The organism is Pseudomonas brassicacearum (genome assembly GCF_918698105.1).
GTDB lineage: Bacteria > Pseudomonadota > Gammaproteobacteria > Pseudomonadales > Pseudomonadaceae > Aquipseudomonas > Aquipseudomonas brassicacearum_F.
The window spans coordinates 137248-162211 of sequence record NZ_CAKKMI010000001.1; the positions used below are offsets into that span (position 1 = coordinate 137248).

Genomic DNA, 24964 nt, shown 5'->3' on the forward strand with positions numbered 1-24964 from the left:
GGCCCGGATTTTGATCGCCACGAATGCTGGGGTGGTATGCAAGTCGATCTTGATGTCGAGGGGGCACAGGTGGCCGAGTGGCCGCGTTTTCAGCGCGCGTCGTTTCAGGGGCGCCGTCTGAAGCAGATCGCCTTCGCCGTGGGAGGTGTGGCGGGCTTGGGCCTGGTACTGGCGTTTTTTATCGGGGTGTTTTCGCCACAGTCGCTATGGCCGGTCTTGCTGGTCAGCCAAGGCGCGGGACTCTTGGTGCTGGTGGCGGGTTTGCAATCGGCCTGGTGGGTCACGCAATGGCGTAGCAGGGCGCTGCTGCCGGCTGTGGATAACCTGCCTGCGGAAAACGCGCCTGTTGATAACCTGGGTTGGTATGAACGGTTGGTGGAGCGAATGGGCGCTCGCGGGGTCGGCCTGCTGAAACAGATCGGTGCGCCTGCGTTGTGGCTGGCCGGTTGGTCCGTGCTGGTATTGCTGGGCCTGGAGCAAGCCTGGAACTTGCAACTGCCGGCTGCCACCCTCGGCGTCTCGGCCAGTGTGGGGGCGGTGTTGTCGTTGTTGTTGGCGTTCGGGCTGTTGGTGTTCGAGCGGCAATTGGCTCAGCAATCGCCCGAGGAATGGCCGGAAGCGCCGCCGCTGGCGCAACTGACGCGGGTGACGATCATCGTGTTGGTGCTCGGCGCTGTGTGCTTGTTGTTCGCCGCAGAAACGTCCGTCTGGCCGCTGCGCCTGGCCGTGCTGATGGGACTATTGCCGGGCGTGGTAGCGGCGGAGTTGTTGCTGCGCGCCGTGCTGTCGTTATTCATCCCGCGCCGGGATTCCCTGGAACCGACGCTGTTGGGTCGAAGTGTCATCGCCGATCTGCTGCGCTGGCCCCCGCAACCGTTGCTGGCCTTGCAACATGAATTGCACAACCGTTTTGGCATCGACTTGCGCCAGATCTGGGCGTTCAGCTACATGCGCCGGGCTTTTTTACCGGTGTTGGCGCTGGTGGTGCTGGTGGGCTGGTTGTTGACGGGCGTGCACGAAGTGCCGCTGCAGGGGCGTGGCATCTATGAGCGTTTTGGCAAACCGGTGGAGGTGTTCGGCCCGGGCTTGCATGTCGCGTTGCCTTGGCCGTGGGGCAGGGTGCTCAACGTCGAGAATGGCGTTGTGCATGAACTGGCAACCAGCGTCGCGGAGAGTCGTGCGGTGGTCGAGGCTGAACCGGCGGAGGGCCCCGCGCCGGCAATCGCCAATCGGTTATGGGACGCCAGCCATGTGAACGACAAGTCCCAGGTCATTGCCAGTCGTCGTGCTGACCAGCAGAGCTTCCAGATCGTTAACATGGACGTGCGCTTCGTCTACCGCATCGGCCTGACGGACGCCGCGGCGTTGGCGGCGACCTACAACAGCGCCGATGTGCCGACGCTGATCCGCAGCACCGCGAGCCGCATCCTGGTGCATGAGTTTGCATCGCGCACGCTGGACGGTTTGCTGGGTGCGGACCGTGTCAGCCTCGCCGACGAAATCGGTCACGCCGTCCAGGCTGACTTGCGATCGCTCGACAGCGGTGTGGAAATCCTGGCGACGGTGGTGGAGGCGATTCACCCGCCGGCCGGTGCGGCCAATGCCTACCATGGCGTGCAGGCGGCGCAGATCGGCGCGCAGGCGTTGATCGCTCGAGAGCGCGGCGCGGCGGCGGAACAGACCAACCAGGCGCAATTGCAAGCCAGTGTCGCCCATGACCAAGCCACGGCCACTGCTCGGGAAATCAACGCAACCGCCCAGGCCGCTGACCTGCGTTTCAATGCCGAGCGCAAAGCCTACGCGACGGCGGGGCACGCTTTTGTGCTGGAGCACTACCTGGGCCAACTAAGCCAGGGCCTGGCCAATGGCCGTTTGCTGATTCTCGACCATCGACTGGGCGGCAGCGGCAACGCGCCGACCATCGACTTGCGCACCTTCACGCTGCCGGCAGACCCCGTGTCGCCGCGTAACCCTGTCCCGCCAGGAGCTGCCCATTGAGCCAGTCCTCTTCACACGATCACCACGACCACGCCGGCCACGATCACGGCCATGCCGGTCATCACCATGGCCATCATCACCACCATCATGGCGATTCGCAGCAGGCCGGTCCGTTCCCGTGGCGGCGGATAGGTTGGGCGGCGTTGCTGGTGGCGTTTGCCGTTGCGGCCGCAAGCCTGGTGCAAGTGCGCTCGGGTGAGGCCACGGTCATCACCCGTTTTGGCAATCCGGCGCGGGTGCTGCTGCAACCTGGCTTGGGTTGGCGCTGGCCGGCGCCGTTAGAGGCGGCGATCCCGGTGGACCTGCGGTTGCGCACCACGTCCAGCGGTCTGCAGGATGTTGGCACCCGTGATGGGCTGCGGATCATTGTCCAGGCCTACGTGGCTTGGCAGGTGCAGGGTGACCCGGAAAATGTGCAGCGTTTCATGCGCGCGGTGCAGAACCAACCCGACGAAGCCGCACGGCAGATTCGCACCTTCGTCGGCTCGGCGCTGGAAACCACGGCCGCGAGTTTTGACCTGGCGAACCTGGTCAACACCGATGCCAGCCAGGTGCGCATCGCCGATTTCGAAGCCCAGCTGCGCCAGCAGATCGATCAACAGTTGCTCACCACTTATGGCGTGCGCGTGTTGCAGGTCGGTGTCGAACGCCTGACCCTGCCCTCGGTGACACTGACGGCGACGGTGGATCGCATGCGCGCCGAGCGCGAGACCATCGCCACCGAGCGCACCGCCATCGGCAAACGCGAAGCGGCGCAGATTCGCTCCGCCGCAGAACGTGATGCGCGAGTCATGCAAGCCGATGCCACGGTGAAGGCCGCGGATATCGAAGCGCAGTCACGAGTAGAAGCGGCCGAGATTTATGGCCGGGCGTATGCCGGCTCCCCGCAGCTCTACAACCTGCTCCGTTCGCTGGACACCTTGGGCACCATTGTCAGCCCAGGCACGAAGTTGATTCTGCGAACCGATGCGGCGCCATTCCGTGTGCTGGTGGACGGTCCTGTTTCCGTGGAAGGCAAAGGTGGAACACAACCATGAGTTTGGTTCCACGTGGAACAAATGAGTTGTCCAGTCCGTGGATCCAGGCCGGACGCCTGGCGTTTCTTGCGCTTTACGCGGTCACGGTGTTGGCGGCGGTGGCCTGGGTCTTTTCCAACGTGCGGCAGATCGATCCGCAGAATCGTGCGGTGGTGCTGCACTTTGGCGCCTTGGATCGCATCCAGAATGCCGGCCTCTTGTTGGCTTGGCCGCGTCCTGTGGAACAAGTGGTGTTGCTGCCCGCTGCGGATCGGGTACTTGAACGGCGGGTGGAAAATCTGCTGCGCTCGGATGAGGCCCTGCAGGGCGATCGTGTCGCCAGTTTCGCCACGCCCATCAGCGATGCGCTGGCCGGCTCTGGTTATTTATTGACCGGTGATGCCGGCGTGGTGCAACTGGATGTGCGAGTGTTCTACAAAGTCACCGACCCTTACGCCTTCGTCTTGCAAGGTGAGCATGTCCTGCCGGCATTGGACCGGTTGGCGACCCGCAGTGCCGTGGCCCTGACCGCGGCCCGGGATTTGGACACCATTCTGGTGGCTCGCCCCGAACTGATGGGCAGCGACAACCAGGCGGCCGAACGCCGCGAACGCTTGCGTGGCGATCTGATGCAGGGGCTTAACCGACGCCTGGCTGACTTGGCAGCGACAGGGCAGGGGTTGGGTATCGAAGTGGTGCGGGTCGATGTGCAATCGAGTCTGCCGGGGCCGGCGGTCAGTGCCTTCAACGCGGTGCTGACGGCCAGTCAGCAGGCCGATAAAGCCGTGGCCAACGCCCGCACCGAAGCGGAAAAACTCACCCAGGCCGCCCGCCAAGACGCCGACCGTGCCGTGCAAGTCGCCCATGCCCAGGCCAGCGAACGACTCGCCAAGGCTTCGGCCGACACCGCCACGGTGCTGGGCCTGGCGAAGACCCAAGGCAGCGATCCGCAAATGTTGCTGCGTCTTTATCGCGAACGCATGCCTGCCATCCTTCGCCAGGCCGGTTCAGTGACCACGGTCGATCCGAAAGACGATGCCCGCCTGATCATCCAGGGAGCCGGACAATGACCGCCCAAACCAGTGCTGCACCGATGTTGTCCTCCGCGGAACAACGCCTCGCCGCCCGGCAACTGACCTTGGCGATGCTCGCCCTCGGCTTGCTCGCATTGGGCCTGGCATGGCGCGCCTGGTCGCCGGAGCAGAGCGGAGTCAGCCAACTGCTGTTGGGGTTTGCCTCGCTGTTGGTGGCGGTGCCGGTGATGCGTTCGGCTTGGTATAGCCTGCGTTATCCAAGCCTGCACGGGATTACCGATCAACTCATCGCCCTGGCGATGCTCGGTGCCTGGGCCACCGGTGATCTGCTGACAGCGGCGTTGTTGCCGATCATCATGATTTTCGGGCATGTGCTGGAAGAGCGCAGCGTCATTGGCTCCCAGGAGGCGATCCATGCCCTTGGCCAACTGACCCGCAGCCAAGGTCGCAAGGTGCAGGCCGACGGTTCGATCATTGATGTCGACAATGCGACGCTTCAGCCCGGCGATGTCGTGGAGGTGCGCGCTGGCGACCGGGTGCCGGCCGATGGTCGGGTGTTGTCCGGCCAGGCCAGCCTCGATACCGCGCCCATCACGGGTGAGTCGGTGCCGTTGGAGGCTGTGGTCGGCACTGAAGTCTTTGGTGGCGCGATCAACCTGGATGGGCTGCTGCGCCTGGAAGTGACCCGTACCGGCGAAGAATCGACCCTGGGTAAAGTCATCGCCCTGATGCAAAACGCCGAACGCTCCAAGCCGCCCATCACTCGTCTGCTGGAGCGCTATGCCGGCAGTTACCTGGTACTGGTGTTGTTGCTGGCGGCGGTGACCTGGTTCGTGACCAACGATGCCCAGGCGATGCTGGCGGTACTGGTCGCCGCCTGTCCTTGTGCGTTGGTGCTGTCGGCGCCGGCCACCGCCATTGCCGGAATCGCGGTGGCGGCGCGCCATGGGATCCTGATCCGCAGCTCGGCCTTCCTGGAAGAACTGGCGGACCTGACATCGTTGGTTGTCGACAAGACCGGCACCCTGACCTACGGTGTCCTGCGCCTGCAATCCATTGAGCATGCCCAGGATGCTCCCTCATCGTTGCTGCTGCCTTTGGCTGCCAGCCTCGGTTCGGCCAGCAGTCATCCGGTCAGTCGTGCGTTGGCGGGGCTGGTGGCACAGGAAGACTGCCTGGCGCTGACGGACATTCATGAGCGCCAAGGCCTGGGGGTCGTCGCAATGACCGCCCAGGGCGAAGCGGCGCTTGGGCGGCCGGAGTTGTTTGCACAGCTGGGCATTCAAACGTCAGCCGTCCCGGAGCACGACGGCCCGATTGCCGGCCTGGCCCTGGACGGGCAATTCCTCGCCTGGCTGTTGCTGGCCGACAGCGTCAAGCCGGAAGCACGGGCTGCCATGGCCGAGCTGCGCGAGCTCGGCTTGGGGCGACAGTTGCTGTTGACCGGCGACCGCCAGAGCGTGGCCACGACCCTGGCTCGGGAGGTCGGCATCGGCGACCTGCAAGCCCAGGCCCTGCCGGAAGACAAGCTCAAGCGGGTCATGGCCGAGATCGACCATGGGTTCCGCCCCATGGTGGTGGGCGATGGCATCAACGATTCCCTGGCGCTCAAGGCTGGGGTGGTGGGCGTTGCCATGGGCGCCGGCGGTGCGGACATCGCCCTGGCGTCGGCAGACATCGTGCTGATCGGCAGCGACCTGCGGCGCCTCGGCACTTGCGTGCGATTGAGCCGCCAGTGCCGGCGCACGTTGCAGGTCAATGTGATCATTGGCCTGGGCTGGACGCTGGCAATCGTCGCCTTTGCCGCCTTCGGTTGGCTCGGCGCGGCGGGGGCGATGATCGCTGCGTTGCTGCACAATCTCAGTACCCTGCTAGTGTTAGGTAATGCAGGGAGATTGCTGCGGTTCCAAGAGCCACTCCTGAAAATTCAAGCGAAGGGAGCCGTTGGATAACCCTTGGCGAACTGTGCCTCACCCTTGCAGTCTCTGTTGGAGAGGGCGTACCCATACTGGCAGTACCCGGCACAAGGAGTGAATTTGGGACAGTGATAGAAAAAGGCTATAAATTCGATAGCCTGCTATTTTTCTACGATGGTCTACCCTCATTTTCAGACGTCTGAAACAAGGGGGGATTTTTCATGCTCGCGCAACTTCCACCGGCCTTACAGAATCTGCATCTACCGCTTCGGTTGCGGCTCTGGGATGGCCATGAGTTTTCACTGGGTGACGACCCCAGTGTCACGATCGTGGTCAAGGACCCACAAATGGTCGCGCAATTCACCCATCCCAGCCTGGATGCGCTGGGTGCGGCATTCGTCGAAGGCAAACTGGAACTCGAAGGTTCGATTCACGAAGTCATTCGTGTCTGCGATGAATGGAGCCAGGCCTTGATCGAAGATGACGCCGACAACCTGCCGGTGCGATCGCTCCACGACAAGGAAACCGACGCCAAGGCGATTTCTTACCACTACGATCTTTCCAACGCGTTCTATCAGCTGTGGCTCGACAGTGACATGGCCTATTCCTGCGCCTATTTCGAGACGGGCAGTGAAACCCTCGAACAGGCCCAGCAAGCCAAATTCCGCCACTTGTGCCGCAAGCTGCGATTGCAGCCGGGTGACTATCTGCTGGATGTTGGTTGCGGCTGGGGTGGTCTGGCGCGTTACGCTGCGCGCGAGTTCGGTGCCAAGGTCTTCGGGATTACCCTGAGTAAGGCGCAGCTGACGCTGGCTCAAGAACGGGTCAAGGCAGAGGGCCTGGAGGATCTGGTCGAATTGCAATTGTTGGACTATCGCGACCTGCCCCAGGACGGTCGCTTCGACAAAGTGGTCAGTGTGGGGATGTTCGAGCACGTCGGCCATGCCAATCTCGAGCAGTACTGCAAGACGCTGTTCGGCGCGGTGCGTGAGGGCGGCCTGGTGATGAACCATGGCATCACTGCCAAGCACACCGACGGCCGTCCAGTCGGTCGTGGCGCAGGCGAATTCATCGAGAAGTATGTGTTCCCCAACGGCGAGCTGCCGCACCTGTCGATGATCTCTGCCGAGATCAGCGAAGCGGGGCTGGAGATCGTCGACGTGGAAAGCCTGCGCCTGCATTACGCGCGCACGCTCGATCACTGGAGTGAACGCCTGGAGGACAATCTCGAGGCCGCCGCGAAGGAAGTGCCGGAACAGGCATTGCGGATCTGGCGCCTGTACCTGGCCGGCTGTGCCTACGCGTTCGCCAAGGGCTGGATCAACCTGCACCAGATCCTGGCAGTGAAGGCCCACGCCGACGGTAGCCATGAACTGCCCTGGACCCGCGACGACATCTACACCCCTTAGAGAATCGGGGAAATGAGCCGGGCGATCCGCATGCCGACCTTCTGCAGGCGGTGGGTCTCCCGGCTTTCCTGTTTGTCGATTTCCACGGCTTGGGCGAAGTCCCGCTCAAGCATCTGCTCGACCTCGGTGGCAAACGGGATATCCACCGTGAGCAGCATGACCTCGAAATTCAGGCGGAACGAACGGTTGTCCAGGTTCGCACTGCCGATGGCGCTGATTTCCCGGTCGATCAGCACCACTTTCTGATGCAGGAAGCCCGGCGTGTAACGGAACATCCGCACACCGGCCCGCACCGCCTCAAACGCATACAGGCTGGACGCAGCGTAGACGATCTTGTGGTCCGGCCGCGAGGGCAGCAGGATGCGCACATCCACCCCGCGCAGCACCGCCAGGCGCAAGGCTGCGAACACCGCTTCGTCAGGGATGAAGTAAGGCGTTGTGATCCAGACGCGCTCACTGGCCGCATGGATCGCCTCGACGAAAAACAGCGAACAGGTTTCGTAGGCATCCGCCGGGCCGCTGGTCAGCAACTGGCAGAGCACACCGTCGTCCGGGTAGGTGTCTGGCAGGATCAGCGGTGGCAGCGAACGGGCCGCCCAGAACCAGTCCTCGGCAAACGACTCTTGCATGCTCCCCACCACCGGCCCGCAGACTTCGACATGGGTGTCACGCCACGGCGCCAGGGGCGGCTTTTCGCCCATGTATTCATCGCCCACGTTGTGCCCGCCAACGAAGCCTAGAACGCCATCCACCGCCACGATCTTGCGGTGGTTGCGAAAGTTGACCTGGAACCGATTGAGCCAGCCGCTGCGGGTGGCAAAGGCTTTCACATGCACACCTCCGTCACGCAGCGCCTGGACGTAGCGGTGGGGCAGGGAGTGGCTGCCAATGCGGTCATAAAGCAGATACACCGCCACGCCTTCGGCGGCTTTTTTCAGCAGCAGTGTCTGCAGGCGTAGGCCGAGGCGGTCGTCGTGGATGATGAAAAATTGAATCAGCACGGCCTGTCGGGCGTTCTCGATGGCCTGGAAGATCGCCTCGAATGTGGCCTGCCCATTGACGAGCAAGCGCACCTGGTTGTTAGCCAGGCACGGTGTGCGCCCCAGCTTGGGCATGGCCCGTAGCGAGTCGTAGGCCTGGGAAGCGCGGGCGGTCAGAGCCTCTTCGACCCATGGCCGCCAGTTCAACTCGGAGATCGCCTTGCGCATCTCTTCGTTGGCCTGTCGGCGCGCCTTGATGTAGCCATCAAAGGTGCTGCGCCCGAAAACCAGGTAAGGGATCAAAGTGAGGTAGGGGATGAACAGCAGCGACAGGGCCCAAGCGATCGAGCCTTGGGCCGTGCGCACCGTCAGGACGGCGTGGACGGCGGCAATGGAACCCAGGGTGTGGAGCAGCGCGATCAGGTAACCGAAAACATGCGGGCCGAAATAATCCATGGGGCATTCTTGCTCCGGAGGTTTCAATGCTTAACAGACCATGTTCCATGGCGAATGTCGCTATTTAATTCACTCGTCCCGGGCCTGAACCGAAGCCTGTGGGCGGCGTCTAACGGCCACTTGTCCTCTGGAGTTTATGCAATGAATGTTCGTCTGCTGGGTGTGGCCTTGGCAATGGGGTTGTCGGTTCCGATGGCGGCTCAGGCGCAGATGCTTCAGCCGGGTTTGTGGGAGCTGACCACCAGCAACATGAAGGTCGATAACCAGAACCTGCCGGACCTGCAACTGATCCTGGGCCAGGTGCAGAACCAGATGACGCCGGAGCAACGGGCGATGCTGGAGAAGCAGGGCATCACCATGGGCGGTAAAGGCATCCGTGTCTGCCTGACCCCGGAGCAGGTGCAAACCAATGACATTCCGCTGCAAGACCCGCAATCGGGTTGCAAGCAGCAGATCACCGAGCGCACCGGCAATCAGTGGAAGTTTCGCTTCAGTTGCCCGAAAGCCCAGGGTAATGGTGTCGCGACGTTCCAGAGCGATCGCGAGTTCACCACCAAGGTCAACGGCACGTTCAATGCCACCGGCATCCAGCAGAACGGCAGCCTCGACACTCGCGCAGTGTGGCTGGGGCAGGATTGCGGAACGGTCAAGCCGAGGGCTTGAAGCGGAATGAACTAATCGTTTGGAGATCTGTGGGAGCAAAGCTTGCTGGCGATGCGGGCAGCTTGGTCAATCGTCAAGCGCGTTATCGTTCATCGCGGGCAAGCCTTGCTCCCACAAGTGCTCGATCAGGGCAAGCCTTGCTCCCACAAATGTTCTATCAAGGCCGACTCAGCGCCTCATACAGGGTATTGAGGTTGTATTCGAACAGACCCGTAAAGGTACTGGCCGGTCCGCTGGCCGCGAGTGCATCGGAATACAGCGTACCGCCGATGTGCGCACCGCTCTCGTCGGCGATCTGCTTGAGCAGGCGTGCGTCCTTGATGTTTTCCATGAACACCGCTTTGACCTTCGCCTGACGAATCTGCGTAATCAGCGCCGCAACTTCTGCCGCCGACGGTTCACGTTCGGTGGATAAACCCTGGGGTGCCATGAACTCGATGCCGTAGGCCTGGCCCAGGTAACCGAATGCATCGTGGGAGGTCACGATCCTGCGATTACCGGCGGGCAATGCACCGAGCTTGGCCTTGGCTTCGGCGAGCAGGGCGTAGATTTTCTTCAGGTACGCCTGGCTGTTGCGTTCGTAGTCGGCCTTGTTCGCCGGGTCGGCAGCTTCCAATGCCTTGGTGATGTTGCTGACATACAGCTCGGCGTTCGCCAGGTTGTGCCACGCGTGGGGGTCGGGGATGGTCTCGCCATCCTCATCCAGTGAGCGCGGGATGACGCCGCGACTGGCGCTGATCACCGGAGCCGTGGTTTCAGTGCTGGTCACCAGGCGATCCAACCACGGCTCGAAGCCCAGTCCATTCTTGATGATCAATTTTGCCTTGAGCAATGCCTTGGCGTCGTCTGGCGTGGGTTCGTAGGTGTGTGCATCGGCATCCGGCCCGACCATGTTGGTGATGTGGATGTGCTCACCGCCGACCTGTCGGGTCATGTCGGCAAGGATGCTGAAGCTGGTCACCACCTGGAGCTTTTCGGCGGCGGACAGGGACATGGACAGCATCAGACTGAACAGCACGAGCAGAACGCGCATCGGGAAACACCTCATTGGGATGTGAGCAAAGGCGGGCGGCGCAGCAAACCGTGCACCGGACCGAATACCACCGACAGCAGATAAAACGCGCCCGCCACCAGCACGATGGACGGCCCGCTGGGCAGTGAGTAATAGAAGGACAACAACAGGCCAAGCCACACCGAGAGGCAACCGAGCAGCGCCGCGATCAGCATCAGCAGAGGCAGGCGTCGGCTCCAGAATCTCGCCGCGGCTGCCGGCAGCATCATCAGGCCGACCACCATGAGCGCACCGATGGCCTGGAAGCCGATCACCAGGTTCAACACCACCAGGGTCAGGAACACACCATGGGCCAAAGGGCCGAGACGACTGACGGTTTGCAGGAACAGAGGGTCCAGCGTATCGAGCAGTAACGGTCGATAAATCAACGCCATCGCCAACAGGCTGGCACCGGATACCCAGAGCATGCCGGTGAGTGTCGGGCCATCTACCGCCAGGGCCGAGCCGAACAGCAGGTGAAGCAAGTCCAGGCGTTTGCCCGCCATGCCGAGGATCAACACACCGGCCGCCAGGGAAATGGGATAAATCGCCGCGAGGCTGGCGTCCTCCCGCAGGCCAGTGCGCCGGGTGATCCAGGCAGCGAGGCCGGCCATGCTCAGGCCCGCGCCCAGGCCGCCAACGGTCAAGGCGGGCAGGCTCAGCCCGGCAAACCAGAAACCCAGGGCGGCGCCAGGCAGAATGCCATGCGCCACGGCGTCACCAATCAGGCTCATGCGCCGAAGGATCAGGAATACACCCAATGGTGCCGTGCTGCACGCCAGCACCAGGCCGCCGAGCAAGGCCCGGCGCATGAAGACAAACTCTTGAAACGGTTGCCAGAGATGAGTGGCCGCAAGCATCAGGCCACCCACGTTTGGGGTTGTTGAGCGATCAAGTCGAGGCTACGGCCCAGCACGCAGCCGGTGTTGCTGATCAGCAGCGTATGGGGGATATGTTGGCGCACCGCTGCCAGATCATGGCACACCACCACGACGGTTCTGCCCGCAGCATGCCAGCGATGGATGTGTTTCCACAGCAGCGCCTGGCCCTGTTCGTCGAGGGCGGCATGGGGTTCGTCGAGCAACAGCAGTGGCGCTTCGGCCAGGCTCAGGCGAGCGAGCAGGGCGCGTTGCAGCTCGCCCCCTGACAGCGCCATTAGCGGACGATGTTCGAGGCCGGTCAGGGCCCAGTCGGCCAGTACGGTCTGAAGCAATTGCCTTCGCATGGCTGGCGTGTGTCGATTGCCCCAGGAACCGGCGGCCACCAATTCTTGCAAACTGATGGGGAATTGCCGATCCAGATGCTGCTGCTGCGGCATGAACGAAATCCCACCACGGCGTGGAACATCCAGGGAGACTTTGCCGGAGAGTGGTTTTTGCAGCCCCGCCAGCACTTTCAACAGGCTGCTTTTGCCCGAGCCGTTGGCGCCGATGATGGCGGTGAGACTCCCGGTCGGTCGCTGCATCGATAGTGGCGGTGTGAGGGGTTGTCCGGGTGCGCCCCAGCGCAGCGCTTGGCAACTGATCATGATGCTTCCCGGGTCCAGCTGCTTTGCGCCACGGCGTCATGAGCGTGCAGGCTTTCGGCGTGAACGACGCGTACATTCAGCGCAACGATGTCGGGTGATCGGCTCAGAGCCGTGCTTAATCGCCGCGCGGCGTCCTCACAGAACATCAGGTTTTGACCGTTGGCCAGGGCGAAGGCCTGTTCATCGGCACGTTTGACGGCGGTCTGCACCGCGGTGCCAAGGGCTGCTTCGGCTTCGTTGATGAAAGACTGCAGCGGCAAATCGTCGGCATCGGCGTTCAAGCGTAGGGTCAGCGTCGCCGTACTGCGTTGGCTATGAGGGGTGGCGACAATGCCGTTCGATGAACCTAGCCAGGCCAGGATTTCGGCGTGCTCAGGTTTCTTGTTAGCGAAGTCGTCGACGAATTGCTGTTGGATCAATTGTCGGGCAAGTGCGGCCGAACAAGGGCAAGTCGAGGAATAAGCAATCTGGATTTTCAGTTCCACGTGGAACACTGCGTTTTTCAACTGGGCTTCGATGCTTACCGGGTAGCGTTTCCAGCCCTCCAGCGGGCTGATGAGTGCCGGGCGCTTGAGCAGCAGATCGGTATGCACGCTGAGTGATGCCGCCTGCGACAGGCCTTCATGGCTATCGAGAAATTGCCGCAGGATTCGGCGCAACAACGCTGGCGACAGCGTCGTCTCTTCGAGCCGCTCCAGCGCCAGGTATAAGCGTGACATGTGAATGCCGCGCGCCTCCCCGTCATCAAGGCTGACACCCGCGTCGGCCACTGCACTGAGACGCTGGCCGTCAATCAACACGGGTGTTGCGATGCCACACATACCCACCCAATCAAGGGGCAGGGTTTGACGTGAAGCCTGCGCTGCGATGTCGGGCAGGGTTAACGCGTTCATGGTCAAGGTCCATCGAAGGTTCAAAATTAGATGTTATAGTATAACAACTCATTTAAAGAAACCTTTTCCATGAAAGGAGTTTCATCTCCCCAACGTCACGTTCCACGTGAAACATCAGCGCGATGAATCCTGGCAACCGTTCATGCGTCCGCATACAAATACACCCGCACTACCACCAGAGCTCGAGAAACGATTGAGGGTCGTCCACCCCACACGCCGGCTGTATCCGACCCAACTTTCTCCATCCGATGCCAAACCAGTAAAGAAGGTGAGCTGACCGTAACGGCTATTGGTTTGCGCCCAATAACGACGACTGGCTGCTTCAAAACCTCGTAGATAAAGGATGTTTCCAGCCGTCGCAACGCTGTAGGCATTGCCCTGAATGTCCACGCACGCCAGCAGATTTGCACTGCGGGTGCAGTTCGCCAGGAGCGGGGTTTGGGCCGAAGCGCTTAACACCCACAGTAACAACGGGCTCGCCAATACGAATTTCAGATGATTGCGCATGGAGTGATCTCAGATCAATGAGGGTGGCGAGGGGGCTGGTTGAATTGCGTTGTTATACTATAACATCAAGCGACGCACCCCTGAACCTAGCCAAACCCTGGAAACGAGCCGTAGTCGCAGCGGCCGCCCGATGAGGATGTACCTGATGCCCAATCGTCTTCCCGTAACCGTTCTTTCCGGATTTCTCGGTGCCGGTAAAAGCACGGTGCTCAACCACGTTTTGCGTAATCGCGACAATCTGCGAGTTGCGGTGATCGTCAACGATATGAGCGAGATCAACATCGATGGCAGCGAAGTCCAGCGAGATGTCTCCCTGAGTCGCTCCGAAGAGAAACTGGTGGAAATGAGCAACGGCTGCATCTGCTGCACGTTGCGCGAAGACTTGCTCGAAGAGGTCGGCCAACTCGCCAGGGAAGGGCGTTTCGATTACCTGTTGATCGAATCCACAGGCATTTCCGAACCGTTGCCCGTGGCAGAAACCTTCACGTTTCGTGACGAAGAAGGTCGAAGCCTGGCCGATGTGGCGCGGCTCGACACCATGGTGACGGTGGTCGACGGGGTGAACTTCCTGCTGGATTACCAAGCCGCCGAAAGCCTTGCGTCACGGGGTGAAACCCTGGGTGAGGATGATGAGCGCTCGATCACCGACCTGCTGATCGAACAGATCGAGTTTGCCGACGTGATTTTGATCAGCAAGATCGACCTGATCAGCCAGCATGATCGGGAAGAATTGATCGCGATTTTGCAGCGCCTTAATGCCCAGGCGCAGATCCTCCCCATGGTCATGGGGCAGGTGCCGCTGGGCAGAATCCTTGACACCGGCCTTTTCGACTTCGAACGCGCCGCCCAGGCCCCTGGCTGGCTACAGGAACTGCGTGGCGAGCACGTGCCAGAAACCGAGGAATATGGCATCGCCTCGACCGCCTACCGAGCACGCCGGCCGTTTCATCCCGAGCGGTTCTTCAATTTCATCGACCGTCCCTGGCCCAATGGCAAACTCCTGCGCTCCAAGGGTTTCTTCTGGCTGGCCAGCAAACCTGAGGAAGCGGGCAGTTGGTCCCAGGCCGGAGGCTTGATGCGGCATGGCTTCGCCGGGCGCTGGTGGCGGTTTGTGCCGAAAAACCAATGGCCGCAAGATGAGGAAAGTACAGCCGCGATCATGAAGAACTGGCTTGCCGCCACAGGCGATTGCCGCCAGGAGCTGGTCTTTATTGGCCAGGACATCGACTTCAGCCAGCTCACCGCTGAACTGGACGCTTGCCTGCTCACTGACGCGGAAATGGCCCTCGGTGTTGAAAGTTGGCGCCGGTTGCCGGATCCGTTCGGCCCGTGGCATGACGAGGTCGCGGCGTGATGCCGGCGCCTAGTCTGAAAAGGGCAGAGCAAGCACGACAGGTCCAAGATGATACGCCAGGGGTATTCACGCAGATCCTGGACGACGGCACCAACCTGGCGGTCTGGCAGCGTCAGCTTCCTGCGCATATCAGCGATTTTGCGGCCATGGTGCTGGCGATGGACCAGTCGCTCGCCGAATCACGCGTGCTTGAGTTGCCGGAGGAAGACACGCAGCCGGCGTTGCAGGGCTTGGCCGCAGGTTTCAGCGACCTGCAAGGCTATGAAGGCTTTGTCGCCGATGTCTCCTGGCTCGTCAGTGCATTTGCCTGCCTATTGGGTGCGCAACGTGTCGGCCTGCGCCTGCGCACGCTGGACAAGGCCATGTGCCCGCGCTTTCACGTCGACCACGTGCCGGTGCGGTTGCTGACCACCTATGCAGGCGTCGGCAGCCAGTGGCTCAAGGAAGGTGTCATGGACCGTCGACGACTTGCCGAGCCTGAGGCTGAGCCCGGTGATCCGCGCGTGATCCAGCAGTTTCGTTGCGGTGATGTGGGTTTGCTTAAAGGCGAAAAATGGCACGGTAACGAAGGCCTCGGCCTGATCCATCGCTCGCCGGAGCCCGCGCCGGGAGAGCGTCGATTGATTCTCACGCTGGATTGGCTGGCTTAAGGCTTGAGCCAAGTGCCCTGGCTTTGCCCTTCGCAAAATGGCTGCAGGTAAGCGGCATCGGTCGCTACGCCGTAATAGTGAATATCCTGGCGGTAAGGCATATTGGCGACTTGGGCGTTGCTGCAGATGCCGAACGCGCCGCCGGGGCATTGATCGACGTATTGCACCTCGACGTTCTGACCGGCAAGGTTTGGCTGGCAGAAACCGTCGGCGAACAGCTTCTGCGGGATGTTGCGGTTCTGCTGGCAGACCTTCACATCCAGCCGTTCCGCCTGGCTGTGGACCACACAAGCCTGGGCCAATGCCTGGTTCGACGTCAGTGCCAGTAACAACCAACCGATCATTCGCATATTCACCTCCATCGAAAGCCGTCGATTATGTTGCAGCACATTCCCACCCATGTCATCGCCGGTCCCTTGGGCGCCGGCAAGACCAGCCTGATCAGGCATCTGCTGGCCCAGCGCCCGGCTAATGAACGCTGGGCGGTGCTGATCAATGAGTTCGGTCAGATCGGCCTGGATGCCGCGTTGCTGACCCAGGCTGGCGATGGTATCGCACTGGGCGAAGTGGCCGGTGGCTGTTTGTGCTGCGTCAATGGCGCGCCGTTTCAGATCGGTCTTGGGCGTTTGCTGCGCAAGGCCAAGCCGGATCGGTTGTTCATCGAGCCCTCGGGCCTGGGGCATCCGGCGCAGTTGATGCGACAACTGCACCAAGCGCCATGGCTCGGCGTACTGGCGGTGCAACCCTGTGTGCTGGTATTGGATGCCCGGGCGATGGCGGACGGCAAGCCTTTGCCCGACGCGCAGCAACAAATCCTGGCGGATGGCGGACTGCTGGTGCTGAACAAGTCCGAGACCCTTACACAAGCCGATCGCGAACGGCTGGAGGCGCAACTCTCAGGGCTTGCGTTGTACTGGACGCAGCAGGCTGCGCTGCCGATCGAGCGATTGCCAGGCCTTGCGGCTCGGGGCAGTGGGGCTGTGGATAACTTGAATCTGCCGAAGAGCTTGGGCCAGATACCGGCCATTTGGTCCGACCCGACGCTGCCGATCTGCCTGTATCAGCAGCAGGAGGGTGGCTGGAGTATTGGTTGGCGCTGGCACCCCAGCCAGCAATTCGACGCAGCGGCATTGACGCGATGGCTACAGGGCGGAGGCTGGAAACGGGCGAAGATGGTTATCCACAGCGTCGACGGCTGGGTTTCAGCCAATGCGCTGGAGGGGGCGGCGCTGGGCTGGCAAGCCAGTGAGTGGCGCCAGGATTCTCGGATCGAGCTGATTTTCGATCAGCCGCAAGACGTTGATAACCTGCAAGCTGGGCTGGCGAAGTGTCGGTGTCGCTGAGTCAGTCCTGCCTCAAGGCTTCCATTTGTTGTGTTCCTGGCGCCACTGGCTCAACTCGATGACTTCAGCCCTGGGCCTGGTGTGGGCCGGTTCAATGGGGGGTGGCGGTGTTTCTTCGAAGGGCATCGGGTAGGGCGCCAGCTCGATCTGCGCGCTGTGGGCGCCAAACTGGGTGATGGTGCCTGAATGGCGGCTTTCGCCGGTGACGGTGAACTCGAAGGTATAGACGCGTGCCAGGCGTCGGCGTCCGCTGGCGTCCTTCACGAAACCGATTTTTTTCAACGCCACATTGCCGTCCAGCAACTCGATCTTGAGGTTGGCGCAATGCTGCATGACCCTCGCCAACGCCCGTTCGCGCAAGCCATGGTTGTGCCACAGCCAAGCGCCGCCGGTAGCCAGCAGCATCAGCACGAAAATGTTTCCGAGGGTCAGCATGAACGAAGTGCTCCAACAAGTTGCTGCCAGCTTAACTGTCTCGCCGGTCTGTCGTACAGGCTGTGTTTAGTCGCATACTGCGCGGCTTGAATTTCAATCGTTTTACGGAAACTTCCCGCATGAAACGTACGCCTCATCTGCTTGCCATTCAGTCCCACGTGGTGTTCGGTCACGCTGGCAATAGTGCCGCGGTGTTTGCGATGCAGCGGGTCGGAGTGAACGTTTGGCCGCTCAATACCGTGCAATTTTCCAATCACACCCAATACGGCCAATGGACCGGTGAGGTGCTTGCACCGGAGCAGATACCGGCATTGGTGGAAGGCATTGCGGCCATCGGTGAGCTGGGGCAATGCGATGCGGTGTTGTCCGGTTACCTGGGCAGCGCGGCTCAAGGGCGGGCGATCCTGACGGGCGTGGCGCGGATCAAGGCCGCCAATCCGAAGGCGCTATACCTGTGTGACCCAGTCATGGGGCATCCAGAGAAGGGCTGTATCGTGGCGCCCGAGGTGAGTGAATTTCTCCTGGAAGAAGCCGCCGCCGTTGCGGACCTCATGTGCCCGAACCAACTGGAACTGGACAGTTTTTCGGGGCGCAAGGCGCAGTCTTTGCTCGATTGCCTGGCCATGGCCCGAGCATTGCTGGCCCGTGGGCCGAAGGCGGTGCTGGTCAAGCACCTGGCCTACCCTGGCAAACCCGATGACAGCTTCGAAATGCTGTTGGTGACTGCCGACGGTAGCTGGCACCTGCGCCGTCCGCTGTTGGCGTTCCCGCGCCAGCCGGTGGGCGTGGGTGACCTGACCTCGGGGCTGCTCCTGGCACGGATACTGTTGGGGGACAGCCTGGTGGCGGCGCTCGAATTCACTGCCGCGGCGGTGCATGAAGTGCTGCTGGAAACCCAGGCCTGCACCAGCTATGAGCTGGAACTGGTCCGCGCCCAAGACCGGATCGCCCATCCACGGGTGCGGTTCGAGGCTGTGCCGATCAGTCTCTGATCGCACCGTGGAAATGCTGCAAAATCCCTGTGGGAGCGAGCTTGCTCGCGATAGCGGTGTGTCAGTCAGCATCAATATTGGCTGATCGATCGCCATCGCGAGCAAGCTCGCTCCCACAGTTGAATCTTCGGCGGTCCGTTAAGGCCCGTCTGCCTTGATGTCCTGATAACGCTTTTCCAGCTCCTGGCGAATCTGCCGGCGTTGCTGGGCTTGTTCGTAGCGGCGTTTTTCTTCGCTGTTGTGCGGCTGCAAGGGCGGCACGGCGGCGGGTTTACGCTGATCATCCACCGCAACCATGGTGAAGAAGCAACTGTTGGTGTGGCGCACCGAGCGTTCGCGAATATTTTCGGTCACGACTTTGATGCCCACTTCCATCGACGTGTTGCCGGTGTAGTTCACCGAGGCCAGGAAGGTCACCAGCTCGCCGACATGAATCGGTTCACGGAAGATGACCTGGTCTACCGACAGGGTCACCACGTAGCGCCCGGCGTAGCGGCTGGCGCAGGCGTAGGCGACTTCGTCGAGGTATTTGAGCAAGGTGCCGCCATGGACATTGCCAGAGAAGTTGGCCATATCGGGGGTCATCAACACCGTCATCGACAGCTGGGCATTTCCGGGTTCCATAACGTACTCACGGTTCAAGGCAGCAATTCGGGAGTGCACCTCTGCGGGTGCTGGTGGGTGGCCTGCAAACAGGTCACCAGGTTTTAAAAACCACCGATATCGGGACGCTGCGCCTGTGGTTGCCGTCACGCGCCGATGGATCTGTTTCCATATATTGCACCGTCTTTTCGTCTGAAGTCGCGGTGTTACCCTTCAAAAGCCCGTTATGAGGGCAATTCCTACAGAGGAAATGGATTTCTCCAGCTCTGCGATGGAGTCATTTGAACAGGGAGCCCCGACATGCATGCCATCAGTTTCATTCAAGACTTGGCGATCATCATGATGGCTGCGGGGCTGGTAACCGTACTCTTTCATCGTTTCAAGCAACCGGTGGTACTGGGCTACATCGTGGCCGGCTTCATCATTGGTCCGCATACGCCGCCGTTCGGTTTTATCCACGACGAAGACACGATCAAGACCCTGGCCGAGCTCGGGGTGATCTTCCTGATGTTTTGCCTGGGCCTGGAGTTCAGCCTGCGCAAACTGTTCAAGGTCGGGGCCACGGCTTTCATCGCGGCGTTCCTCGAAATCGTGCTGATGATCTGGATCGGTTATGAAATCGGCCGCTGGTTCGAGTGGAGCACCATGGACTCGCTGTTCCTCGGCGCGATCCTGGCCATTTCCTCCACCACCATCATCGTCAAGGCCCTCAATGACCTGAAGATGAAGAACGAGCGCTTCGCGCAGCTGATTTTCGGGGTGTTGATCGTCGAGGACATCCTCGGTATCGGCATCATCGCCTTGTTGTCGAGCATTGCCGTCAGCGGCACTGTGAGCTCCGGCGAGGTGTTTTCCACGGTCGGCAAGTTGTCGCTGTTCATGATCGTCGCGTTGGTCGTCGGTATTCTGCTGGTGCCGAGGGTGCTGGCCTACGTGGCGAAGTTCGACAGCAACGAAATGTTGCTGATTACCGTGCTGGGCCTGTGTTTCGGCTTCTGTCTGCTGGTGGTGAAGCTGGAATACAGCATGGTGCTCGGGGCGTTCCTGATCGGTGCGATCATGGCCGAGTCCCGGCAACTGCTGAAAATCGAGCGGCTGGTGGAACCGGTGCGCGATTTGTTCAGCGCGATCTTCTTCGTCGCCATCGGGCTGATGCTCGACCCGGCGATATTGCTGCAATACGCCTGGCCGATTGCTGTGATCACGGGTGCAGTGGTGCTCGGCAAGATGTTGTCTTGCGGCCTCGGTGCCTTTATCGCTGGCAACGACGGACGCACCTCGCTACGCGTTGGGATGGGCCTTTCGCAGATCGGCGAATTCTCCTTCATCATCGCGTCGTTGGGGATGACCCTGCAGGTCACCAGCGATTTTCTCTATCCAGTAGCGGTCGCCGTCTCGGTGTTGACCACACTGCTGACGCCGTACCTGATCCGGGCCGCCGACCCGTTGTCCATCAAGTTGGCGACGGTCATGCCGCAACGACTGACGCGGGTATTGGGGATGTATGGCGAATGGCTGCGTAGCATCCAGCCCCACGGAGAGGGGGCGGTGGTGGCGTCGATGATCAGGCGGATTTTGCTGCAGGTTGGAGTCAACCTGGCGCTGGTCATCGCGATTTTTGTTTCGGGCGGCTATTTCGCCGAGCGGATGTCGGTTTACCTGCAAGCATGGATCAGCGACCCGAGCGGACAGAAAGCATTGATCTGGGGCGGGGCGTTGCTGCTGTCGCTACCGTTCCTGATCGCCGCCTATCGCAAGCTCAAGGCGCTGTCGATGCTGCTGGCGGAGATGGGCGTGAAGCCGGAGATGGCTGGTCGGCACACCCAGCGTGTGCGTCGGGTGATCGCCGAAGTGATCCCGATTCTCTCGCTGCTGGTGATTTTCCTGCTATTGGCAGCCTTGTCGGCCAGCATTCTGCCGACCAACAAGTTGCTGATACTGATCGCCGTGGTGGCGACTGCCGTGGCGGCATTGCTCTGGCGCTGGTTCATCCGCCTGCATACGCGGATGCAGGTGGCCTTGCTAGAAACCCTGGACAATCACAAGGACTCGTCCGGGCATTGACCGGCCGTGGGCTCAGCTTTCCAGCCAGACGTCCCGCGCCCAGTGCCAGACCGATTCCCAGGTTTCTTCGGCGATCAGTTCTTCCTCGGCCTGCCACAGCACCACAGTGCCGTCTTCTTCGACGCAATAATAATCGTCGCCGTCCTGGCAGATTGGAATCAGGCTGCGGTCGACACCGGCATCCCAGGCATTGGCGGCCACTTCCGGCAGGTAGGTGTGGGATTGTGGATCGGTGACGGTCACCGGTTCCAGGCTGCCATAGACGACATCGCTGACGGTCAGCAAAAATTCCCTGAAGACGAATGGGATATCGATGAACAGCTGCTCTTCGATCTCTACCAGCAAGTCTTCGTCGGGCAACTCCAGCGGGACCGGTACGGGCTCGTTGGCTTCACGCAATTGTTCGATGATTTCTTCCACGTCCGGGGATCCTCTTTCTCGATGGCGCGGTTTTATATGGAGCGGTTTATACAGTAGCTCGCTATAGATGCAACCGCGAAAATAGAAAACCCCGGCCTGAGCCGGGGTTCTTTTATTTCAACATGCAAAACGGGCAAAGGTTCAACCGTTCTGGCGGATACCGGCCACCAGCCAAGGCTGGTCATCGCCCTGGGCACGTTCCATGTTCCAGCTTTCGCTGAACGCTTCACCCTTGTCGAAGCGAGAATCCTTCGACACACCGCTGAAGGTCAGGGTGGCGATGGTCTTGTCGGCGCGATCGTCGACGCCGTCCAGCTGCACTTGCAGGTTATCGATGTAGGTGGACTGGAAGCCATCACCCAGTTCGGCCCGCTCGCGCTTGAGGAACTCCAGCAGTTGCGGGGTCACGAACTCAGAGATCTTGTCCATTTCGTTCGCGTCCCAATGTTGCTGCAGGGACATGAAGTGGCTGCGCGCCGCTTCGATGAAGCGTTGCTCGTTGAACCAGGCCGGTGCATTGATGACCGGACGAGCGGCCACAGGCGCTGCCGAACCACCGAAGATCGAACCGCTGGCAGGCGGCTGGTTGAACACTTCACGCTGCATCGGCGCGTGGCCGGCTGGAGCGAGTTGCTCCTGCTGCTTGCGACGACGGGCGGCAATGAAGCGGAAGACCAGGAAGGCGATGACCGCCATGATCAGGATGTCGAAGATCTGCATGCCCTGGAAGCCGTCGCCCATGAACATGGAGGCGAGCAGGCCACCGGCGGCGATGCCGGCCAGGGGGCCGAGCCAGCGCGAAGCACCGCTGGCCTTGGTGGCAGCGCCCGCGGCACCGGCCGCGCCTGCGGTGGCAGCGGTGGAGCCGGCGGCAGAAGACGGCGCCATCTGGCTGGTCTGGTGAGTCGGGGCTGCTCCCGAGCTTTTACCACCGCCAAAGCGCTTGGCGGCATTGGCGTCGATGGCCATCGTCAGGCCGATGCACAACGCCATGGCGATGCTAAGAAAACGTTTCATATAAAGGCATTCCCATTTGTGGATAGCACGCGCGCCATGTTGCACAGCTGAACTGTTGCTGGCTAGCGACAGAGTGTTTCGGGCTTTTGCGTGACAGCTGAGGTTCAGCTTCAGCTGTGCAAGAAGGCCTGTTCGCTTTGGGCTGTAGGAAAGGGGGACAAGTTCTATCAGAAACTACAATGTGGGTGGGGTGCGATACCTGTGGAAAGCAAGGCTTGCCCGCGATAGCGATCGGTCTGACGCATTTATGTCAAATCTGCCGCCGCCTCGCGGGCAAGCCTTGCTCCCACAGCAAGGTGCTTCTGACGAAATCTTTAGATCGCTTCGAGCTTGGCATACCCCAGCATCAGCCACTTGCTGCCTTCGCTGAAGTTCACCTGCACCCGGGCCTGGGCGCCGGCGCCTTCGAAATTGAGGATCACGCCGTCGCCGAATACCGAATGCCGCACGGTCTGGCCGAGGCTGAAGCCCGTTTCCGGGATGTCGCTGCCGCCGAACAGGCTGCTGGTGCTTTGCTGCTGGCCGCCACCGAACGGACGGCTGACACTGTTGGACAGCCGCACTTCCTGGATCAGGCCTTTCGGTACTTCGCGTACGAAGCGCGACACCTTGTTGTAGGTCTCGCTGCCATACAAACGTCGGGTTTCGGCGTAGGTCAGCACCAGATTCTGCATGGCACGGGTGATACCGACGTAGGCCAGGCGCCGTTCCTCCTCCAGGCGTCCCGGTTCTTCCAGGCTCATCTTGTGAGGGAACAGGCCTTCTTCCATGCCCACCAGGAACACGTAGGGGAATTCCAGGCCCTTGGCGCTGTGCAGGGTCATCAGCTGGATGCTGTCTTCATGTTCGTCGGCCTGGGTGTCACCGGCCTCCAGGGAAGCGTGACCGAGGAAGGCCGACAGCGGCGACAGGTCTGCGTCTTCTTCGGTGCTTTCGAAGTTGCGCGCGGCGCTGACCAGTTCCTCAAGGTTTTCCACCCGGGCCTGGCCTTTCTCGCCTTTTTCCGCTTCGTGGTAGGCGATCAGGCCGGACTGCTCGATGACGGTCTGGGTCATCAAGTGCAGGGGCATTTCCCCGCACTTGGCGGCCAGGTCTTCGATCAGGTCCATGAAGGCCTTCAGGGCGCCAGCGGCGCGACCGGTCATGCCTTTGTTGGCGACCAGTTGGTGCATGGCTTCCCACATGGACACATGGCTGTGGCGCGCGTGATCGCGAATCGCCTCGACGGTTTTCTCACCGATGCCCCGCGTCGGCACGTTGATCACCCGTTCCAGGGCCGCGTCGTTGCCGCGTCCTTCGATCAAGCGCAGGTAGGCCATGGCGTTCTTGATTTCAGCACGCTCGAAGAAGCGCTGGCCGCCATAGATGCGGTAGGGGATTCGCTCGCGCAGCAAGGCCTCTTCCAGCACCCGCGACTGGGCGTTGGAGCGGTACAGGATGGCGATGTCGCTGCGGGCCAGGCCGGTTTTCAGCGCGCTTTCGATGGTTTCCACCACGTAACGGGCTTCGTCGTGTTCGTTGAAGGCGGCGTAGAGGTTGATTGCCTCGCCTTCGCCGCCGTCGGTCCACAATTCCTTGCCCAGGCGCCCGGTATTGTTGGCGATCAGGGCGTTGGCGGCCTTGAGGATGCCAGCGGTGGAGCGGTAGTTCTGTTCCAGGCGGATGACTTCGGCGTCGGGAAAATCCGCCGAATACTGGTGAATGTTCTCGATCTTGGCGCCGCGCCAACCGTAGATCGACTGGTCATCGTCACCCACCACCATCAGGCTGTCGCCGCCCTTGGCGAGCAGGCGCAACCAGGCGTATTGCACGGCGTTGGTGTCCTGGAATTCGTCCACCAGTACATGCCGGAAGCGCTTTTGGTAGTGGGCCAGCAGGCCTGGGTGGTCACGCCACAGGTCCAGCGCCCGTAGCAGCAGCTCGGAAAAGTCGATTACCCCGGCACGCTGGCACGCCGCCTCGTAGGCTTCATAGATGCTGCGCATGGTCGCCAGGAACAGGTCGCCGCTGGCCTGGATGTGCTGCGGGCGCAGGCCTTCGTCTTTCTGGCCGTTGATGAACCATTGGGCCTGGCGGGCGGGCCAGCGCTGCTCGTCCAGGCCCAGCTCGCGGATCACCCGCTTGACCAGGCGCTGCTGGTCGTCGCTGTCCAGGATCTGGAAGGTCTGGCTCAGCCCGGCCTCCTGCCAATGCGCCCGCAACAAGCGGTGCGCCAGGCCGTGGAACGTGCCGACCCACATGCCGGCAGGATTGATGCCCATCAGTTGTTCGATGCGATGGCGCATCTCGGCCGCGGCCTTGTTGGTGAACGTCACCGACAGGATCGAATGGGGCGAGGCGTTCTCGACCTGGATCAACCAGGCGATACGGTGCACCAGCACTCGGGTTTTACCGGAGCCGGCACCGGCCAGGACCAACTGACGACCCACAGAGGCGGCTACGGCCTGACGTTGGGCATCGTTGAGGGAGTTCAGCAGAAGGGAGAGATCATCGCGCATCGGGGCATTCTAGGGCGCGGCGCCAGCCCGGGCAAACCGAGCTTTGCATCAGCCGATAAAAGACCGCTTGATGATGACTGGTTGGTCATGGGCTACAGGCGTTGGCGGGACTCGCTCGAGGGGGTCATCACCCAATG

At 61.3% G+C, this 24964-nt stretch carries 23 protein-coding genes; 11 read left to right on the top strand and 12 right to left on the bottom strand.

From position 1 onward, the window contains the following. Positions 1-36 precede the first annotated feature (36 nt). The 5 genes from LQ215_RS00620 to cfaB all read left to right on the top strand — a co-directional run bounded on the left by LQ215_RS00620 (position 37) and on the right by cfaB (position 7373). Positions 37-1998, top strand: coding sequence for a protease modulator HflK (locus LQ215_RS00620; protein ID WP_230146935.1), 1962 nt, complete (start codon positions 37-39; stop codon positions 1996-1998). Beyond that, complete coding sequence (gene hflC, locus LQ215_RS00625; RefSeq protein ID WP_230146936.1) at positions 1995-3035, top strand: protease modulator HflC; 1041 nt, start codon at positions 1995-1997, stop codon at positions 3033-3035. Before LQ215_RS00620 ends, hflC begins: the two co-directional genes overlap by 4 nt. Beyond that, positions 3032-4084: a protease modulator HflK gene (gene hflK / locus LQ215_RS00630; protein WP_230146937.1), complete on the top strand. Its 1053-nt coding sequence runs from the start codon at positions 3032-3034 to the stop codon at positions 4082-4084. Before hflC ends, hflK begins: the two co-directional genes overlap by 4 nt. Beyond that, a complete protein-coding gene (locus LQ215_RS00635; protein WP_230146938.1) occupies positions 4081-6000 on the top strand; it encodes a heavy metal translocating P-type ATPase in 1920 nt (639 codons plus the stop codon). The genes hflK and LQ215_RS00635 overlap by 4 nt, the downstream gene beginning before the upstream one ends. Positions 6001-6185: 185 nt before the next feature. Then, the gene (gene cfaB, locus LQ215_RS00640; protein ID WP_230146939.1) at positions 6186-7373 is read left to right on the top strand and encodes a C17 cyclopropane fatty acid synthase CfaB; all 1188 of its coding nucleotides are present in this window, start codon (positions 6186-6188) and stop codon (positions 7371-7373) included. Here the strand turns inward: cfaB and cls are convergent. Then, positions 7370-8809 (bottom strand): cardiolipin synthase, encoded by a 1440-nt coding sequence (gene cls, locus LQ215_RS00645; RefSeq protein WP_230146940.1) that lies wholly within the window; start codon positions 8807-8809, stop codon positions 7370-7372. The two genes, cfaB and cls, sit on opposite strands and share 4 nt — an antisense overlap. Before the next feature lie 141 nt (positions 8810-8950). On the opposite strand from cls, the gene LQ215_RS00650 reads away from it, so the two are divergent. Beyond that, positions 8951-9472: a DUF3617 domain-containing protein gene (locus LQ215_RS00650; RefSeq protein WP_230146941.1), complete on the top strand. Its 522-nt coding sequence runs from the start codon at positions 8951-8953 to the stop codon at positions 9470-9472. 157 nt (positions 9473-9629) lie between these two features. Here LQ215_RS00650 and LQ215_RS00655 read toward each other — a convergent pair whose 3' ends face one another. From LQ215_RS00655 to LQ215_RS00675, 5 genes are all read right to left on the bottom strand, one after another. Then, positions 9630-10505, bottom strand: coding sequence for a metal ABC transporter substrate-binding protein (locus LQ215_RS00655; protein ID WP_230146942.1), 876 nt, complete (start codon positions 10503-10505; stop codon positions 9630-9632). A gap of 11 nt (positions 10506-10516) precedes the next feature. Then, positions 10517-11383, bottom strand: a complete 867-nt coding sequence (locus LQ215_RS00660; RefSeq protein ID WP_230146943.1) for a metal ABC transporter permease — start codon at positions 11381-11383, stop codon at positions 10517-10519. Further along, positions 11383-12051 (bottom strand): metal ABC transporter ATP-binding protein, encoded by a 669-nt coding sequence (locus tag LQ215_RS00665; protein ID WP_230146944.1) that lies wholly within the window; start codon positions 12049-12051, stop codon positions 11383-11385. Before LQ215_RS00665 ends, LQ215_RS00660 begins: the two co-directional genes overlap by 1 nt. Further along, positions 12048-12944: a GTP cyclohydrolase FolE2 gene (gene folE2 / locus LQ215_RS00670; RefSeq protein ID WP_230147017.1), complete on the bottom strand. Its 897-nt coding sequence runs from the start codon at positions 12942-12944 to the stop codon at positions 12048-12050. The genes LQ215_RS00665 and folE2 overlap by 4 nt, the downstream gene beginning before the upstream one ends. 114 nt (positions 12945-13058) lie before the next feature. Further along, positions 13059-13451, bottom strand: coding sequence for a glutamine synthetase (locus tag LQ215_RS00675; protein ID WP_230146945.1), 393 nt, complete (start codon positions 13449-13451; stop codon positions 13059-13061). Positions 13452-13596: 145 nt separating this feature from the next. On the opposite strand from LQ215_RS00675, the gene zigA reads away from it, so the two are divergent. Then, the gene (gene zigA / locus LQ215_RS00680; protein ID WP_230146946.1) at positions 13597-14805 is read left to right on the top strand and encodes a zinc metallochaperone GTPase ZigA; all 1209 of its coding nucleotides are present in this window, start codon (positions 13597-13599) and stop codon (positions 14803-14805) included. Beyond that, positions 14805-15455, top strand: a complete 651-nt coding sequence (locus LQ215_RS00685; protein ID WP_230146947.1) for a DUF1826 domain-containing protein — start codon at positions 14805-14807, stop codon at positions 15453-15455. The genes zigA and LQ215_RS00685 overlap by 1 nt, the downstream gene beginning before the upstream one ends. On the opposite strand, the gene LQ215_RS00690 is transcribed toward LQ215_RS00685, so the two are convergent. Continuing rightward, complete coding sequence (locus LQ215_RS00690) at positions 15452-15805, bottom strand: NADH:ubiquinone oxidoreductase (protein WP_230146948.1); 354 nt, start codon at positions 15803-15805, stop codon at positions 15452-15454. The genes LQ215_RS00685 and LQ215_RS00690 overlap by 4 nt on opposite strands. Before the next feature lie 27 nt (positions 15806-15832). Here LQ215_RS00690 and LQ215_RS00695 point away from each other — a divergent pair, with 27 nt between their 5' ends. After that, a complete protein-coding gene (locus LQ215_RS00695) occupies positions 15833-16798 on the top strand; it encodes a CobW family GTP-binding protein (RefSeq protein ID WP_230146949.1) in 966 nt (321 codons plus the stop codon). A 12-nt stretch (positions 16799-16810) separates the two neighbouring features. Here LQ215_RS00695 and LQ215_RS00700 read toward each other — a convergent pair whose 3' ends face one another. After that, positions 16811-17233, bottom strand: coding sequence for a DUF3301 domain-containing protein (locus LQ215_RS00700; RefSeq protein WP_230146950.1), 423 nt, complete (start codon positions 17231-17233; stop codon positions 16811-16813). A gap of 119 nt (positions 17234-17352) precedes the next feature. On the opposite strand from LQ215_RS00700, the gene pdxY reads away from it, so the two are divergent. Next, entirely contained in the window at positions 17353-18225 is an 873-nt protein-coding gene (gene pdxY / locus LQ215_RS00705; protein WP_230146951.1) for a pyridoxal kinase PdxY, read from the top strand. Positions 18226-18363: 138 nt separating this feature from the next. On the opposite strand, the gene LQ215_RS00710 is transcribed toward pdxY, so the two are convergent. After that, on the bottom strand, positions 18364-18849 hold the full coding sequence (locus LQ215_RS00710; RefSeq protein WP_116643559.1) for an acyl-CoA thioesterase: 486 nt from the start codon (positions 18847-18849) through the stop codon (positions 18364-18366). 279 nt (positions 18850-19128) lie between these two features. On the opposite strand from LQ215_RS00710, the gene LQ215_RS00715 reads away from it, so the two are divergent. Continuing rightward, on the top strand, positions 19129-20892 hold the full coding sequence (locus LQ215_RS00715) for a cation:proton antiporter (RefSeq protein ID WP_230146952.1): 1764 nt from the start codon (positions 19129-19131) through the stop codon (positions 20890-20892). A 12-nt stretch (positions 20893-20904) separates the two neighbouring features. Here LQ215_RS00715 and LQ215_RS00720 read toward each other — a convergent pair whose 3' ends face one another. From LQ215_RS00720 to uvrD, 3 genes are all read right to left on the bottom strand, one after another. After that, a complete protein-coding gene (locus tag LQ215_RS00720) occupies positions 20905-21312 on the bottom strand; it encodes an SMI1/KNR4 family protein (RefSeq protein ID WP_042731763.1) in 408 nt (135 codons plus the stop codon). A gap of 141 nt (positions 21313-21453) precedes the next feature. Continuing rightward, complete coding sequence (locus LQ215_RS00725) at positions 21454-22329, bottom strand: Tim44 domain-containing protein (protein WP_230146953.1); 876 nt, start codon at positions 22327-22329, stop codon at positions 21454-21456. Positions 22330-22643: 314 nt separating this feature from the next. Next, on the bottom strand, positions 22644-24827 hold the full coding sequence (gene uvrD, locus LQ215_RS00730) for a DNA helicase II (protein WP_230146954.1): 2184 nt from the start codon (positions 24825-24827) through the stop codon (positions 22644-22646). Positions 24828-24964: the final 137 nt, after the last annotated feature.